Origin of the sequence: Pseudomonas sp. PAGU 2196 (assembly GCF_022179005.1) — a bacterium.
GTDB lineage: Bacteria > Pseudomonadota > Gammaproteobacteria > Pseudomonadales > Pseudomonadaceae > Aquipseudomonas > Aquipseudomonas kermanshahensis.
Map to the genome: position 1 here is coordinate 529,305 of NZ_BNTL01000011.1, position 15,989 is coordinate 545,293.

The following is a 15,989-nucleotide window of genomic DNA, read 5'->3' on the forward strand; positions in this document are numbered from 1 at the left end:
AAGCCATGAACATGTACCATGATGCCGATCGTGCCCTGCTTGACCCTATGGAAACCGCCAGCGTCGACGCCCTGCGCCAGCACCAGTTGGAGCGCCTGCGCTGGAGCCTGAAACACGCCTACGACAACGTGCCGCTGTACCGCAAGCGCTTCGACGAATGCGGCGCGCACCCCGATGATCTCAAGTCGCTCGACGACCTGGCCAAGTTCCCCTTCACCGGCAAGAACGACCTGCGCGACAACTACCCGTACGGCATGTTTGCCGTGCCCCAGGAAGAGGTCGTGCGCCTGCATGCCTCCAGCGGCACAACGGGCAAGCCGACCGTGGTTGGTTATACCCAGAACGACATCGACACCTGGGCCAATGTGGTCGCCCGCTCGATCCGCGCCGGCGGCGGGCGCAAAGGCGACAAAGTGCACGTTTCGTACGGTTATGGCCTGTTTACCGGCGGGCTCGGCGCGCATTACGGCGCCGAACGGCTGGGATGCACGGTCATCCCCATGTCCGGTGGCCAGACCGAGAAGCAGGTGCAACTGATCCGCGACTTCCAGCCCGACATCATCATGGTCACGCCGTCTTACATGCTCAACCTGGCCGACGAGATCGAGCGCCAGGGCATCGACCCGCACGACCTCAAGCTGCGCCTGGGCATCTTCGGGGCCGAGCCCTGGACCGACGAGCTGCGGCGCTCCATCGAGCAGCGCCTGGGCATCCAGGCCCTCGACATCTATGGCCTGTCGGAGATCATGGGGCCCGGTGTGGCAATGGAGTGCATCGAAACCAAAGATGGCCCGACCATCTGGGAAGACCACTTCTACCCCGAAATCATCGACCCGGTTACCGGCGAGGTGCTGCCGGACGGGCAATTGGGCGAGCTGGTATTTACCTCGCTAAGCAAGGAGGCGCTGCCGATGGTGCGCTACCGAACCCGTGACCTGACCCGCCTGCTGCCAGGCACCGCGCGGCCGATGCGGCGGATCGGCAAGATCACCGGGCGCAGTGACGACATGCTGATCATTCGTGGGGTCAACGTGTTCCCGACCCAGATTGAGGAGCAGGTACTCAAAATAAAACAGCTTTCAGAGATGTACGAGATCCATCTGTATCGCAATGGCAACCTGGACAGTGTCGAGGTGCACGTGGAGCTGCGTGGCGAATGCCAGGCGATGGACGAGGGCCAGCGCAAGCTGCTGATCGGTGAACTGACCAAGCAGATCAAGACCTACATCGGCATCAGCACCCAGGTGCGACTGCAGCCCTGCGGCACGCTCAAGCGTTCTGAAGGCAAGGCATGCCATGTCTTCGACAAACGGTTGGCCAGCTGACTTATCTGCTGCCTTTTTACGGCCCCGGCTCAGTCCGGGGCTTTTTTTTGCCGGCCCTTTCGCAGCGCAAGGCTGCTCCTACAGGTGGTGCGCGCCCTTGTAGGAGCAGCCTTGTGCTGCGAAAGGTCCGCAAAGCGATACACAAATCTTATTCGATACATATAAAACTGTTTGACGTTATGTTTTGTATCGCTTACAAATGACTCATGCCTTAGCAGGAGTCGGAACATGTACGCACAGCTAGTCGAAACCGGCGTCAAACGCGTCAAGTCCCTGGACGAAATGTCGCCCGAAGAGCGTGACTTCCAGGAAAAGATCGATGCCGAGATCAAGATCGAAGCCAAGAACTGGATGCCCGAGGCCTACCGCCAAACCCTGATCCGGCAGATCTCCCAGCACGCCCACTCGGAAATCGTCGGCATGCTGCCCGAAGGCAACTGGGTCACCCGCGCCCCGAGCCTGAAACGCAAGCTGCAACTGATGGCCAAGATCCAGGACGAAGCCGGCCACGGCCTGTACCTGTACAGCGCCATGGAAACCCTCGGCGCCGACCGCGACGAAGAGATCGCCAAGCTGCACAGCGGCAAGGCCAAGTACTCGAGCATCTTCAACTACCCGACCCTGAGCTGGGCCGACATGGGCGCCGTTGGCTGGCTGGTCGATGGCGCTGCGATCGTCAACCAGGTGGTGCTGCAGCGCACCTCCTACGGCCCCTACTCCCGCGCCATGATCCGCATCTGCAAGGAAGAGAGCTTCCACCAGCGCCAGGGCTACGAGCTGCTGCTGACCATGATGCGCCACGGCACCCAGGTTCAGAAGGACATGGTTCAGGACGCCATCAACCGCCTGTGGTGGCCGTCGTTGATGATGTTTGGCCCCAGTGACGAGCACTCCCCCAACAGCGCCCAGTCGATGGCCTGGAAGATCAAGCGCCAGACCAACGATGAGCTGCGCCAGCGCTTCATCGACCAGACCGTGCCACAGCTCGAGCTGCTCGGCTGCACCGCGCCCGACCCGCACCTGAAGTGGAACGAAGCCCGCGGCCACTACGATTCCGGCGACATCCAGTGGGACGAGTTCTACGAAGTCATCAAGGGCAACGGCCCCTGCAACTTGGAACGTGTCGCCACCCGGCGCAAGGCCATCGAGGACGGCGCCTGGGTACGCGAGGCCGCCGTGGCCTATGCGCGCAAGCAACAGAACAAGAACGCCGCCTGAGCGGCGATTGATGCGGAGATCGAAAATGTCTGTCTGGACCCTCTACGAAGTGTTCGTGCGCAGCAAGCACGGCCTGAACCACAAGCATGTCGGCAGCGTGCATGCCGCCGACGCCGCCATGGCCATCGAGAATGCCCGTGAGCTGTACACCCGCCGCAGCGAAGGCGTGAGCCTGTGGGTGGTGCCATCGGCACTGATTACCGCCTCCTCCCCTGACGAGAAAGACCCGCTGTTCGCCCCCTCGGACGACAAGGTCTACCGCCATGCCAGCTTTTACGAGCTGCCCGACGAAGTCGGACACATGTGAGGTGGGCCATGCATAACGAAGCGCTTATCCCCTATTTGCTGCTCCTGGGCGACAGTGCCCTGGTGCAGGGCCAGCGGCTCTGTGAATGGTGCGGCCACGCCCCAGCCATCGAGGAAGAACTGGCCTTGATGAACGTCGGCCTCGACCTGGTCGGCCAAGCCCGCAACTGGCTGGACTACGCCGCCGAATTGCTCGACGACGGCCGTGACGCCGATGCCCTTGCCTACCGCCGTGACGAACGCGCCTACCGCAACCTGCTGCTGGTCGAACAACCCAATGGCGACTTCGCCGTGACCATGACCAAGCAGTTTTTCTACGACGCCTGGCACTTCGCGGTGCTGCAGGGCATGGCTGCGTCCCGCGATGAGCGTATCGCCGGCATTGCTGCCAAGGCACTCAAGGAGGTCACCTACCACCTGCGTCGCTCCGGCGAGTGGGTGCAACGCCTGGGCGGCGGCACCGACGAAAGCCGTCGGCGCATGCTAGACGCCATCCCAGCGCTGTGGCGCTTCACCGTTGAACTGACCGCGGGTAGCGACAGCGAAGTTCAGCTGGCCGAAGCCGGCATCGCTGCCGAACCGGCCGCCGTCGGCGCGGCCTGGCTCAAGCAGGTAAGCGCGATTTTCGACTCGGTCGAGCTGCCGCTGCCCAAGGCCGCCAGTTATTTCTACCTGGACGGCCGCAAAGGCCTGCACACCGAGCACCTGGGGCTGTTGCTGGCCGAAATGCAGTTCCTGCCACGGGCCTACCCCGATGCGACCTGGTGAGCTGATCGCCAGCGACCTCGGCGCCCGTGCCGCCCGAGGCGACGACCTGGCCCGGGCCTGGGCGGTGCTGGAGCAGGTCATGGACCCGGAAGTGCCGGTGGTGAGCGTGGTTGACCTGGGCATTGTCCGCGACCTGGGCTGGCGCGCCGGCCACCTGCACCTGGTTGTCACGCCAACCTATTCCGGTTGCCCGGCGACCGAGGTGATCGAGGCCGATATCCGTGACGCGCTGCAACAGGCCGGTTTTGCTGCCCCCGCACTGGAGCGGCGCTTGACCCCGGCCTGGAGCACCGACTGGATCAGCGACCTGGGCCGCCAACGCTTGCGCGCCTATGGCATAGCGCCGCCCGAAGGCAGCACCAGCAAGCGCAGCCTGCTCGGTGAGGCGCCCCAAGTGTGCTGCCCGCAGTGTGGCAGCGCGCATACCGAACTGCTCAGCCAGTTCGGCTCCACGGCTTGCAAGGCGCTGTACCGCTGCCGCGAGTGCCTGGAGCCATTCGACTATTTCAAATGCATTTGAGCCGTGGAGAACACCATGAGCCAGTTTCACAGCCTGACCATCAAGCAAGTACGCAACGAAACCCGCGACGCCGTGTCCATCGTCTTTGACGTACCTGAGCACCTGCAGACGCAATTCCGCTTCACCCAGGGCCAGTACCTGGTCATGCGTACCCAGCTGGATGACGAAGAAGTGCGTCGTTCCTATTCGATCTGCAGCGCCGTGCAGGACGGCGAGCTGCGTGTGGCTGTCAAACGCGTGCCAGGCGGGCGTTTTTCGGCCTTTGCCAATGAAGTGCTCAAGGCTGGCCAGCAACTGGAGGTGATGCCGCCGTCGGGCAGCTTCTTCGTGCCGCTCGACCCCGCCCGCGAAGGCCACTACCTGGGCGTTGCCGCCGGCAGCGGCATTACGCCGATCCTGTCGATCATCGCCACCACCCTGGCCACTGAGCCGCACAGCCGTTTCACCCTGCTCTACGGCAACCGCTCAAGCTCCGGTGCGCTGTTCCGCGACAAGCTCGAAGACCTGAAAAACCGTTACCTGGACCGCCTGAACCTGATTTTCGTGTTCAGTCGCGAGCAGCAGGACGTCGACCTGTACAACGGCCGGATCGATGCCGACAAGTGCGGTCAACTGTTCTCCCGTTGGCTGGACGTCGCCACGCTGGACGCTGCGTTCATTTGCGGCCCCCAGGCCATGACTGAAACCGTGCGTGACAGCCTGCAGGCCAACGGCATGGCCAAGGACCGCATCCACTTCGAACTGTTCGCCGCCGCAGGCAGCGAAGCGCGCCGCGAAGCCCGTGAAGCTGCGCGCCAGGTGGATTCGGCGCTCAGTCATATCACCGTGATCAGCGATGGCCGGGCGCTGAGCTTCGACCTGCCGCGCAACAGCCAGAACGTGCTGGACGCCGGCAACGCCATCGGCGCCGAACTGCCGTACTCGTGCAAGGCCGGCGTGTGCTCGACCTGCAAGTGCCGGGTGATCGAAGGCGAGGTCGAGATGGACAGCAACCATGCGCTGGAAGACTACGAAGTGGCGGCGGGGTATGTGCTGTCGTGCCAGACCTACCCGGTGAGCGACAAAGTGGTGCTCGACTTCGACCAGCTCTGATACCTGGCCTGTGTGGGAGCGGGCTCGCCCGCGAAGAGGCCCTAAGCACCACCGCAACACCTGTGTGACCTCAAAAACAACTACAACACCAAGAGATCGCTTGCCATGACCCCCGAACGCATAGAAAGCATCGCCAACCACCCCGACTTCCAGCACCTGGTCCGGCGCAAACGTCGCCTCAATGGCACCCTGACCCTGGCCATGCTGGTGATCTACTACGGCTTCGTCCTGTTGGTGGCGTTCTCCCCCAGCACCCTCGGCCAATCGCTCAGCGGTGGCGTGACCACCGTTGGCATGCTGGTGGGCGTGCTCATGGTGCTGCTGTCGTTCGCCCTCACCGGCATCTACGTGCACCGCGCCAACAACGTGCTCGACCCTCTGAACGACAAGGTCAAGCAGGAGTGCGCGCAATGAACTGGACTGCCATCTCGATGTTCATGGTGTTCGTCTGCTTCACCTTGCTGGTAACCCGCTGGGCCGCACTGCGGACCCGCTCGGCGAGTGACTTCTACACTGCGGGCGGCGGCCTGACCGGCATGCAGAACGGCTTGGCGATCGCCGGCGACATGATCAGCGCCGCGTCGTTCCTGGGCATCTCGGCCATGATGTTCATGAACGGCTACGACGGCTTGCTCTACGCCCTGGGTGTACTGGCCGGCTGGCCAATCATCCTGTTCCTGATCGCCGAACGCCTGCGCAACCTGGGCAAGTACACGTTTGCCGACGTCGTTTCCTACCGCCTGGCGCAAACCCCAGTCCGCCTGACCTCGGCATTCGGCACCTTGGTCGTCGCGCTGATGTACCTGGTGGCCCAGATGGTCGGGGCTGGCAAGCTGATCGAGCTGCTGTTCGGCATCAGCTACCTGTACGCGGTGATGCTGGTCGGGGTGTTGATGGTTGCCTACGTGACCTTCGGCGGCATGCTGGCAACCACCTGGGTGCAGATCATCAAGGCCGTGATGCTGCTGTCCGGCACCAGCTTCATGGCGTTCATGGTGCTCAAGCACTTTGGCTTCAGCACCGAAGCGATGTTTGCCAGCGCCGTGGCCGTGCATGCCAAGGGCCAGGCGATCATGGCGCCGGGTGGCTTGCTGTCGAACCCGATCGATGCGATTTCCCTGGGCCTGGGCATGATGTTCGGCACTGCCGGCCTGCCGCATATCCTGATGCGTTTCTTCACCGTCAGCGATGCCAAGGAAGCGCGCAAGAGTGTGTTCTACGCCACGGGTTTCATCGGCTACTTCTACTTGCTGCTGATCGTCATCGGCTTTGGTGCCATCGTCATGGTCGGCACCGAGCCGTCCTACCGCGATGCGGCAGGCGCGATCATCGGCGGCGGCAACATGGTCGCGGTGCACTTGGCCCAGGCAGTCGGTGGCAACCTGTTCCTGGGTTTCATCTCTGCCGTGGCCTTCGCCACCATTCTTGCGGTAGTGGCGGGCCTTGCGTTGTCCGGCGCTTCGGCGGTTTCCCACGACCTCTATGCCTGCGTGGTACGCAAAGGCCAGGCCACTGAACAGGAAGAAATGCGTGTCTCGCGTATCGCCACCCTGGTGATCGGCTTGCTGGCAGTGGTGCTGGGGCTGGTGTTCGAGTCGCAAAACATCGCCTTCCTCTCCGGCCTGGTACTGGCCGTGGCTGCATCGGTCAACTTCCCGGTGCTGCTGCTCTCGATGTTCTGGAAGGGCCTGACCACCCGTGGTGCCGTGTGCGGCAGCATGGCCGGTTTGCTCTCGGCCGTGGTGCTGGTGGTACTCGGCCCGGCAGTGTGGGTCAACGTGCTGCACAACGAACAGGCGCTGTTCCCTTACAGCAACCCGGCGCTGTTCTCGATGAGCCTGGCGTTTTTCGGCGCCTGGGTGTTCTCGGTCACCGACACCTCCGCGCGTGCCAGCGAGGAGCGTGGTCGCTACCTGGCGCAGTTCATTCGCTCCATGACCGGTATCGGCGCTGCCGGCGCCAGCAAGCACTGACTTCGAGAACAACCATGTCGGGTACAACAACAATGAACCGCACTCGCTTCTCTTCTGCCGCTTGGCTTGCCACGCTCGCCCTGCCCTTGCCGGCCATGGCCGACTTCGTCAGCGACAGCCATGCACGCCTGGAACTGCGCAACCACTACATCAACCGCGACTTCCGCCAGAGCAATGCCCCGCAGGCCAAGGCCGAGGAATGGGGCCAAGGCTTTACCGCCCGCGTGGAGTCCGGCTTCACCGAAGGCCCGGTGGGCTTCGGCGTGGACGCCATGGGCCAGCTGGGTCTCAAGCTCGATTCCAGCCGCGACCGCCGCAACACCGGCTTGCTGCCCTTTGGCCCGAACAGCCACGAGCCTGTCGATGACTACAGCGAGCTGGGCCTGACCGGTAAAGCACGGGTCTCCAAGAGCACCCTGCGCCTGGGCACCCTGCAGCCGATCCTGCCGGTGGTGGTGTACAACGACACCCGTCTGTTGTCTTCCACGTTCCAAGGCGGCCTGCTGAACAGCCAGGAGCTCAATGGCCTCACCGTCAACGCCGGGCGCCTCACCAAGGCCAACCTGCGCGATTCGTCCGGCCGCGATGACATGGGCTACGGCGCAGCTAGCAGCGACCACCTGGATTTCGGCGGCGGCAGCTATGCCATCACCCCACAGACCAGCGTCAGCTATTACTACGCCAAGCTCGAAGACATCTACCGCCAGCAGTTCGTCGGCCTGGTCGATACCCGCCCACTGGGCGAAGGCCTGAGCCTGCGCAGCGACCTGCGCTATTTCGACAGCCGTAACGACGGCGCCGAACGTGCCGGCAACATCGACAACCGTAACTTCAACGCCATGTTCACCCTCGGCGTCAGGGCGCATAAGTTCACCGCCACTTGGCAACAGATGTCCGGCGACAGCGCCTTCCCCTTCGTCAACGGTGGCGACCCGTTCACCGTCAACCTGGTGACCTACAACACCTTCACCCGCGCCGGGCTCGATTCCTGGCAGGTGCGCTACGACTACGACTTCGTCGCCATGGGCATCCCGGGCCTGAGTTTCATGACCCGCTACACCGACGGCCGCCACGCCGAGACCGCCACGGTCAGCAACGGCCGTGAGCGCGAACGCGACACCGACCTCACCTACGTCATCCAGAGCGGCCCGTTCAAAGACGTCAGCCTGCGCTGGCGCAACGTCACCTTCCGTTCCGGCAATGGCCTGACCAATGCCGTGGACGAGAACCGCCTGATCATCGGCTACACCTTGGCGCTGTGGTAACAGCGCCCTTCCCCCATTAGAACAGCATGGAGAACAGCATGCCTGACGCCCCAACCCTGCAAAGCTTCATTGCCGGTCGCTGGATCGGCCAGCACGGCGCCCAGGCCCTGCGCAGCGCCTTGAACGGTCACGTTCTGGCCTACAGCCATGAAGAGCGCCCGGATTTCGCCGAAGCCGTGGACTTCGCCCGCGCCCGTGGCCTGGCCGCCCTCATGGCCATGGACTTCCAACAGCGCGCCGCCCGCCTCAAGGCCCTGGCCTTGTACCTGGCCGAGCGCAAAGAGCAGCTGTACGCCTTGTCCCACCACAGTGGCGCCACCCGCGCCGACAGCTGGATCGACATCGAAGGCGGTAACGCCACACTGTTCGCCTATGCCGGCATCGGCAGCCGCGAACTGCCCTCCGGCAACCTGGTGCACGAAGGCCCTGCAATACCGCTGGGCAAGCAAGGCCACTTTGCCGGCAGCCATATTCTGGTGCCGCGTGCCGGGGTCGCCGTGCACATCAACGCGTTCAACTTCCCGATCTGGGGCATGCTCGAGAAGTTCGCCCCGACCTTCCTGGCCGGCATGCCGTGCATCGTCAAGCCCGCTACCTCGACCAGCTACCTGACTGAAGCCGTGGTGCGCCTGATGAACGCGTCGGGCCTGTTGCCCGACGGCAGCTTGCAGTTGGTGATCGGCAGCACCGGCGACTTGCTCGACCGCTTACAGGGCCAGGATATAGTGACCTTTACCGGCTCCGCCGATACCGCCGCCAAACTGCGCATGACGCCGAACCTGATCCGCAACTCGGTACCGTTCACCGCCGAAGCGGATTCGCTGAACTGCGCGATTCTCGGCCCGGACGTGACCCCGGACAGCGAAGAGTTTGACCTGTACATCAAGGAGGTGGTCCGCGAAATGACCACCAAGGCCGGGCAAAAATGCACCGCCATCCGCCGCGCCATCGTCCCGGCCAAGCATATCGATGCCGTCGCTACCCGCTTACGCGAGCGCCTGAGCAAGGTGGTGGTGGGTGACCCTTCAGTGGAAGGCGTGCGCATGGGCGCCCTGGCCTCGCATGACCAGCAGCGCGACGTTGGCGAGCGTGTACGCAGCCTGCTGCAGAGCTGCGACCAGCTGTTCGGCGCCAGCGACGGTTTCGCGCCGCGTGGTGAGGGTGTTGCCGAGGGCGCGTTCTTTGCGCCGACCCTGCTCCAGGCCCGCGACCCGCATGCTGAAGGTGGTGCGCACGATATCGAAGCGTTCGGCCCGGTCAGCACGCTGATGGCCTACGATGACCTTGACGAAGCCCTGGCCCTGGCTGCCCGTGGCAAGGGCAGCCTGGTGGCGACCCTGGTCACTGCCGACCGCGCCGTTGCCGCCAAAGCCATCCCGGTGGCGGCTGCCTGGCACGGCCGCCTGCTGGTGCTGGACCGCGAAGCCGCGCTGGAGTCCACTGGGCATGGCTCGCCGCTGCCGCAACTCAAGCATGGCGGCCCCGGCCGCGCGGGCGGTGGTGAAGAGTTGGGCGGGCTGCGCGCGGTCAAGCACTACCTGCAGCGTGCGGCCGTACAAGGCTCACCGAGCATGCTCACGGCGGTAACGGGCGAGTACGTGCGCGGCGCAGAAGTGATCGAGAGCGAAGTCCACCCGTTCCGTCGCTACTTCCAGGACTTGCGTATCGGCGAGTCGCTGTTAACCCACCGCCGTACGGTGACCGAGGCAGACCTAGTCAACTTCGGCTGCTTGTCGGGTGACCACTTCTACATGCACTTCGACGAGATCGCCGCCAAGGAATCGCAGTTTGGCAAGCGTATCGCCCATGGCTACTTCGTGCTGTCGGCAGCGGCAGGCCTGTTTGTATCCCCTGGCGCCGGCCCGGTGCTGGCCAACTACGGCCTGGATACCCTGCGCTTCATCAACCCGGTAGGCATTGGCGATACGATCCAGGCGCGCCTGACCTGCAAGCGCAAGATCGACCAGGGCAAGGCCAGCCCGTTGGGGCAGCCGCAAGGTGTGGTGGCGTGGGACGTTGAGGTTACCAACCAGCTGGGTGAGCTGGTGGCCAGCTATGACATTCTGACCTTGGTATTGAAGAAGGTTGACTGAGTAGCCAACTTGCCAAACGATGGGCTGCCTCGCAGCCCATCGCTCATTCATTCATCAACCCACCACGGCCGGGTCACCCACCGATTGATTGGGCTTGCTCCCGGAAATACGCCAGCTCACGGCGGTAATCCCATACCGCTCGGCCATCGGCCTGCTGACTTTCTTGATCTTTTCCCGCCCGAATTTCGGAATGATGCCGATGCCCGCATCACAGCTGGCCCAATGCCAGGCCTCGGCATTGTCCAACCGTTCCAGGCGGATGATGAAACTGCGCGGTTGGCCATGCAGTTGGTAGTCGATGATGTACAGCTGTGGACCAGGCATCGCAGGGGCCTCCTCTTCTCCATGGATGACCTTTTGATTGATCTGGGCAGTGCCAGAAAATTCAAAAAATTTGCCAACCTAGATCAATCGCTACGGTCGCCGTCCGCCGCCATGGCTGTTCTGGCCACCCTTGCGGCCGGCTTCAGCGGCGCGTTCCCGGTCATTGGCGAAGTTGCCACCCGACACCTTGCCGCCTTTGTGCCCGGCCCGGGAGGCTTTTTCCCGGTCGTTGGCGAAATTGCCCGAGTTGGTTTCCTTGGTGCCGCCGCGCTGGCTGGTACGTTCTTGATCACGCGCCATGTGGTATCTCCTTGCGATGGAAAGGCTGCTGGGCCGTACCTTGATTCCGAGCCAGCAAACACGGGCAATGCTCAATCGAATTGCACACAGCTGACGGGTGGCGCCAAACGCCCTCAGGCCAAATGCTTGCGTGGCGGCATTAGGCATGCACGCTCCACTGGGTGGAATCAGACTCGATCGGCAGTTCGTCGATGGCATGGATCAGCCCGCTCTCCAGTGCCTCCTCGGGCCCCAGTATCCGCGGGTAGGCCATCAGGTAACGGGGCACGTCCAGCACTTCTGCACTGCCTTCGGTTCGCTCTGCCACGATTTGAGCGTACAGCCGCAGGTCGTAATCCAAGCTCATGGCGTATTCGGCCATCCTGGCGTGGTCGACCGACCCGTGAAGCGTCCAATGGAAGGGGTGAAACAAGAACTTGCTGAACGCGCAGGCGGTGCGATGCTCGCCCGCCAGAAACAGGATGTTGCCCATCGATTCCACCGTCCCCAGGTTGTGGGTATGCAGCGGAATCGGTAGCGCCCGCAGGAAGTTGTACAAGGTAAACCCGTAGCTGCACTCCCCGCCCATGGTCGCGATGTTCAGTTGCAGCAGCTGTGCGCCCTGCTGCATGGCGCGCGAACAGGTGTTGATCAGGTTGCCGCAGGTGGATGAGTTGATCGGCCCGGTGAAATGGATGATGTGTCTGGCCATGTTTGCCTCCAGGGTTGGCGGTTCATGCCGGTGAATGGCCAATCCGTCATGGGGTGTAGTCGTCTTTTGCACCCGCTATGCGGTGGAGACGCCAACCGCGGCAAAGTTCAACTCTGCGTGCATTCCCCGTTGGTCAACCGTGCTGAACCTCACGGCCGCGCATCAGTCGCACTTTCAGAGCGACCTCTCAAAAAGCTGGCAATGAGGAAGGCAGCGTGAGCGAGATCCGTATTGGTATATCAGGTTGGCGCTATGGCCCTTGGCGCAAGGATTTCTACCCCAAAGGGCTGCGCCAGGACAGTGAACTCGCGTTCGCCTCGCGGGCAGTCAACAGCATCGAGATCAATGGCTCGTTCTATAGCCTGCAGACGCCCGAACGTTATCGGGGGTGGCGTGAGGAAACGCCGGACGGTTTTGTATTCTCGGTAAAGGGGCCGCGCTACATCACCCATGTACGGCGGCTCAAGGACATCGAAGCGCCGGTGGCCAATTTCTTTGCTTCCGGGCCTTTGTTGCTGGGCGACAAACTGGGCCCGTTTCTGTGGCAGTTCCCACCCAACATGAAGTTCGACGAAGCACGCTTTGCGCGGTTTCTGGCGCTGCTGCCGCGTAACCGAAAAGCGGCGCGCGAATGCGCACAAGGGTGTGACGAGCGGCTCAAGGGCAATGGCGGCACTGACATCAAAGGCAACGCACGCTTGCGCCACGCCGTGGAAATCCGCCACGAGAGCTTTCTTTGCGAAGCCTTCGTGAAGTTGTTGCGCAAACACCGCGTGGCGCTGGTCGTGGCCGACAGTGCAGGGAAATGGCCCTATGTCGAAGATGTAACGGCCGATTTCGTCTACATGCGCCTGCACGGTGATGTCGAGCTCTACAGCAGTGGCTACACGGCGCAGGCCTTGCGCCGCTGGAAACAGCGCATTCTGCGCTGGAGCCAAGGCAGCCAGGCAGACGACGCACACACCGTGCTACCCGGCGCACCGCCCAAGCGGGCCACGCGTGATATCTACTGCTACTTCGACAACGACCAGAAGGTCCATGCGCCCTATGATGCCCGGCGCCTTCTGGAGAAGTTGAAGCTGGACTATGACCTGCTCACCGAACCCGGTGTCGAGCCGGAGGTTGAGCTGTGAACAAGACCTTGCCCACACCGCGCTGCATTATCGACAACGTCACCACGGTGCAAAGGCTGACCGTGCTGACCCTCAACGTGCACAAGGGCTTCACCGCCTTCAACCGGCGGTTCATCCTGCCTGAGCTGCGCGATGCGGTGCGCGCCACCGGCGCCGACTTGGTGTTTCTTCAGGAGGTGCACGGCAGCCACCAGCAGCATGCCGAGCGCCACGCAGCTTGGCCGGAAACGCCGCAGTACGAGTTTCTGGCCGACAGCATGTGGCCGCAGTTCGCCTATGGCCGCAACGCCGTGTACCCCCATGGCGACCACGGCAATGCCTTGCTGTCTAAATTCCCCATCAGCCAGTTCGACAACCGGGATGTTTCCATCGACGGCAATGAGCAGCGTGGTCTGCTCCATTGCCGCCTGGAGGTGCCTGGGCATAAAGAGGTGCATGCAGTGTGCGTGCACTTGGGCCTGCGGGAATCACACCGCCAGCGCCAGGTGCGCCTGTTGCTGGAGCTGCTCGACAGCTTGCCGCCCGATGCGCCGGTGATCATTGCCGGCGATTTCAATGACTGGCGCCTGAAAGCGGATGTGGCGCTGTCCGAACACCTGGTCGAAGCCTTTGGCGAGCGTTTCGGCACCCCGGCGCGCAGTTTTCCGGCGCGCTTGCCGCTGCTGCGGCTTGACCGCATCTACCTGCGCAATGCCATGCCGAGCAAGGCGCAGGTGCTGTCGAAATACCCATGGTCGCACCTTTCCGACCATGCCCCCCTCACTGCGGAGATCAGCCTATGAACCGACCTTGGCTAGAGGGCAACAGCGTGCAGCTGTTGATCAATGGCGAAGAGTATTACCCGCGCGTGTTTGAAGCGATGGCCCAGGCGCAGGAGGAAATTTTGCTGGAGACGTTCATCATCTTCGATGACAAGGTCGGCCAGCAGTTGCAGCAGGTGTTGATAGACGCCGCGCAGCGCGGCGTGCGCGTCGAAGTGGCGGTCGATGGTTACGGCACTGCCGACCTGCCCGACACCTTCATCTCGGCCATGACCGAAGCCGGCGTCAACTTTCATGCCTTCGATCCACAGCCCCGGCTGGTGGGCATGCGCACCAACCTGTTCCGCCGCCTGCACCGCAAGATCGTGGTCATCGATGGGCAGCGCGCGTTCATCGGCGGTATCAACTACAGTGCCGATCACCTGGGCGACTACGGCCCCATGGCCAAGCAGGACTATGCCGTGGAGGTTACCGGCCCGGTGGTCGCGCAGGTGCATGCCACCAGCCGTCGCCTGATGTCCCCTGTGCTGCAGCCACCCAGTGAGGTGCGGCCTGTCACCGAGCCCACCGGGGCTATCACTGCCCTGCTGGTCGAGCGCGACAATGGCCAGCGCAGAACAGCCATCGAAGCCCAGTACCTGCAAGCCTTCCGCGCTGCCCGGCAGCGTATCGTGGTGGCCAATGCCTATTTCTTTCCGGGTTACCGGTTGCTGCGGGAGCTGCGCAATGCGGCGCGGCGTGGGGTGGACGTGACCTTGATCTTGCAAGGCCAGCCAGACATGCGCTGGGTGCGGGCCTTGTCGCGGTTGCTGTACAACTACCTGCTGCGTGACGGTGTGCACATTCATGAATACTGCCGCCGGCCTTTGCATGGCAAGGTTGCGCTGGTCGATGACCAGTGGGCCACTGTCGGCTCGAGCAATCTCGACCCCTTGAGCCTGTCGTTGAACCTTGAAGCCAACCTGTTCATCCGCGATCACGGCTTCAACCAACAGTTGCACCAGCACCTGCAGTCGCTGGCCAGCGAACAGTGCAAGGCCGTCACCCTGGAACGCATGGTGCGCGGTTACTGGTGGCGGGCGCCGCTGATTTTCCTGTGCTTCCACGCCATACGTCACTTTCCGCGCATTGCCGGCTGGTTCCCGGCGCACCGCCAGCGCCTGCGCTCGGTGCAGCCGGAGGTGGAAGCCCACGGCGATATGCATGAGGGCCAGACGTGATGGCGGGTAAACGTTGGCAAATCTGGGCCAAGCGCCTGTTCACCTTGCTCTTCCTTTTGTTGATTCCAGCCTTGCTGTTCATGCTGGCGCGCAACCTGGACTGGAACGAGGTGCGCCAGTCGCTGCTGGCCTACAAGCCTGGCACCTTGGCGATCGGGTTGGCGGTTGCGCTGTTCAGCTACCTGACGTTTGCCTGCTACGACCTGCTGGCGCGTGCCTATACAGGCCACAACCTGCCTGCCAGGCAGGTGTTGCCGGTGGCTTTCGTCTGTTATGCGTTCAACCTCAACTTCACCACCTGGGTGGGCGGCGTCGCGTTGCGTTATCGGCTGTACGGCCGGCTAGGTCTGGATACCGCGACCATCACCCGCATCCTGACCCTTGGCTTACTCACCAACTGGATGGGCTACATGTTGTTGGCGGGTACGGTATTCGCCCTGCGCCTGGTAGACCTGCCGGACAGCTGGGCAGTCGGGGCAACGGGGTTGCAACTGATCGGTTTTGGCTTGCTGGCAATCGCCATCGGCTACTTGCTGGCCTGCGGCTTTGCGAAAAAACGCACCTGGCAATGGCGTGAGCACGAAGTCACCTTGCCTGGCTGGCGTCTGGCGCTGGCCCAGGTTGCCCTTGGCGCCAGCAACTGGGCGTTGATGGCCCTGCTGATCTTCTGGCTGCTGCCTGGGGAAGCCTTCTACCCGTCGATCCTCGGGATACTGCTGATCAGTTGCGTAGCGGGCGTGGTTGCGCACATCCCGGCCGGGCTCGGCGTGCTTGAGACGGTGTTTCTGGCATTGCTGCATGGCCAGATGCAACAGGGCACGCTGGTAGCGGCGTTGCTGGGGTATCGCACGCTGTATTACCTGCTGCCGCTGCTGCTGGCAGTGATCACGTACCTGATTCTGGAGAAACGGGCCAAGGCGATGCGCCAGCGTGATAATCCGGCCTAGCGCTCTACAGGGCCTCGGCCCGGGAAACTGGGGCTGCTGCGCAGCCCATCGCA

16 protein-coding genes and 1 pseudogene are annotated in these 15,989 nt (G+C 62.9%); 14 read left to right on the forward strand and 3 right to left on the reverse strand.

Annotation, left to right across the window (positions count from 1 at the left end):
- Window positions 1-5 precede the first annotated feature (5 nt).
- The 10 genes from paaK (at window position 6) to paaZ (ending at window position 10,560) form a co-directional block, all read left to right on the forward strand.
- Window positions 6-1,325: a phenylacetate--CoA ligase PaaK gene (paaK, locus tag MFF34_RS12665; protein WP_027593245.1), complete on the forward strand. Its 1,320-nt coding sequence runs from the start codon at window positions 6-8 to the stop codon at window positions 1,323-1,325.
- A 228-nt stretch (window positions 1,326-1,553) separates the two neighbouring features.
- Window positions 1,554-2,543 (forward strand): 1,2-phenylacetyl-CoA epoxidase subunit PaaA, encoded by a 990-nt coding sequence (paaA, locus tag MFF34_RS12670; RefSeq protein ID WP_238214298.1) that lies wholly within the window; start codon window positions 1,554-1,556, stop codon window positions 2,541-2,543.
- A gap of 25 nt (window positions 2,544-2,568) precedes the next feature.
- Window positions 2,569-2,850 carry a 1,2-phenylacetyl-CoA epoxidase subunit PaaB gene (gene paaB / locus MFF34_RS12675; RefSeq protein ID WP_004374528.1) on the forward strand — a complete coding sequence of 94 codons (282 nt, stop codon included), beginning with the start codon at window positions 2,569-2,571 and terminating at the stop codon, window positions 2,848-2,850.
- Between the two features lie 8 nt (window positions 2,851-2,858).
- Complete coding sequence (paaC, locus tag MFF34_RS12680) at window positions 2,859-3,617, forward strand: 1,2-phenylacetyl-CoA epoxidase subunit PaaC (RefSeq protein ID WP_238214313.1); 759 nt, start codon at window positions 2,859-2,861, stop codon at window positions 3,615-3,617.
- On the forward strand, window positions 3,604-4,137 hold the full coding sequence (paaD, locus tag MFF34_RS12685; RefSeq protein WP_186681526.1) for a 1,2-phenylacetyl-CoA epoxidase subunit PaaD: 534 nt from the start codon (window positions 3,604-3,606) through the stop codon (window positions 4,135-4,137). The genes paaC and paaD overlap by 14 nt, the downstream gene beginning before the upstream one ends.
- A gap of 15 nt (window positions 4,138-4,152) precedes the next feature.
- A complete protein-coding gene (paaE, locus tag MFF34_RS12690) occupies window positions 4,153-5,229 on the forward strand; it encodes a 1,2-phenylacetyl-CoA epoxidase subunit PaaE (RefSeq protein WP_027593241.1) in 1,077 nt (358 codons plus the stop codon).
- A 105-nt stretch (window positions 5,230-5,334) separates the two neighbouring features.
- Entirely contained in the window at window positions 5,335-5,643 is a 309-nt protein-coding gene (locus MFF34_RS12695) for a DUF485 domain-containing protein (protein ID WP_027593240.1), read from the forward strand.
- Window positions 5,640-7,202, forward strand: a complete 1,563-nt coding sequence (locus MFF34_RS12700; RefSeq protein WP_099429343.1) for a cation acetate symporter — start codon at window positions 5,640-5,642, stop codon at window positions 7,200-7,202. Before MFF34_RS12695 ends, MFF34_RS12700 begins: the two co-directional genes overlap by 4 nt.
- A gap of 32 nt (window positions 7,203-7,234) precedes the next feature.
- Complete coding sequence (locus MFF34_RS12705) at window positions 7,235-8,467, forward strand: OprD family porin (protein WP_099429344.1); 1,233 nt, start codon at window positions 7,235-7,237, stop codon at window positions 8,465-8,467.
- A gap of 38 nt (window positions 8,468-8,505) precedes the next feature.
- On the forward strand, window positions 8,506-10,560 hold the full coding sequence (gene paaZ, locus MFF34_RS12710) for a phenylacetic acid degradation bifunctional protein PaaZ (RefSeq protein ID WP_238214314.1): 2,055 nt from the start codon (window positions 8,506-8,508) through the stop codon (window positions 10,558-10,560).
- Window positions 10,561-10,614: 54 nt separating this feature from the next.
- Here the strand turns inward: paaZ and MFF34_RS12715 are convergent, their stop codons facing one another.
- The 3 genes and pseudogenes from MFF34_RS12715 to MFF34_RS12725 all read right to left on the reverse strand — a co-directional run bounded on the left by MFF34_RS12715 (window position 10,615) and on the right by MFF34_RS12725 (window position 11,875).
- A complete protein-coding gene (locus MFF34_RS12715; protein ID WP_027593236.1) occupies window positions 10,615-10,884 on the reverse strand; it encodes a DUF6555 family protein in 270 nt (89 codons plus the stop codon).
- Between the two features lie 90 nt (window positions 10,885-10,974).
- A pseudogene (locus MFF34_RS12720) lies at window positions 10,975-11,130 on the reverse strand (general stress protein); the annotation flags it as partial.
- 193 nt (window positions 11,131-11,323) lie between these two features.
- Window positions 11,324-11,875 (reverse strand): ATP-dependent Clp protease proteolytic subunit, encoded by a 552-nt coding sequence (locus MFF34_RS12725; protein WP_027593234.1) that lies wholly within the window; start codon window positions 11,873-11,875, stop codon window positions 11,324-11,326.
- A gap of 215 nt (window positions 11,876-12,090) precedes the next feature.
- On the opposite strand from MFF34_RS12725, the gene MFF34_RS12730 reads away from it, so the two are divergent.
- From MFF34_RS12730 to MFF34_RS12745, 4 genes are read left to right on the forward strand one after another with little or no spacing between them, the layout of a single operon-like run.
- Window positions 12,091-13,008: a DUF72 domain-containing protein gene (locus tag MFF34_RS12730; RefSeq protein ID WP_238214315.1), complete on the forward strand. Its 918-nt coding sequence runs from the start codon at window positions 12,091-12,093 to the stop codon at window positions 13,006-13,008.
- On the forward strand, window positions 13,005-13,790 hold the full coding sequence (locus MFF34_RS12735; RefSeq protein WP_027593232.1) for an endonuclease/exonuclease/phosphatase family protein: 786 nt from the start codon (window positions 13,005-13,007) through the stop codon (window positions 13,788-13,790). The genes MFF34_RS12730 and MFF34_RS12735 overlap by 4 nt, the downstream gene beginning before the upstream one ends.
- On the forward strand, window positions 13,787-14,989 hold the full coding sequence (clsB, locus tag MFF34_RS12740; RefSeq protein WP_238214316.1) for a cardiolipin synthase ClsB: 1,203 nt from the start codon (window positions 13,787-13,789) through the stop codon (window positions 14,987-14,989). Before MFF34_RS12735 ends, clsB begins: the two co-directional genes overlap by 4 nt.
- A complete protein-coding gene (locus MFF34_RS12745) occupies window positions 14,989-15,936 on the forward strand; it encodes a lysylphosphatidylglycerol synthase domain-containing protein (protein ID WP_238214317.1) in 948 nt (315 codons plus the stop codon). The genes clsB and MFF34_RS12745 overlap by 1 nt, the downstream gene beginning before the upstream one ends.
- Window positions 15,937-15,989: the final 53 nt, after the last annotated feature.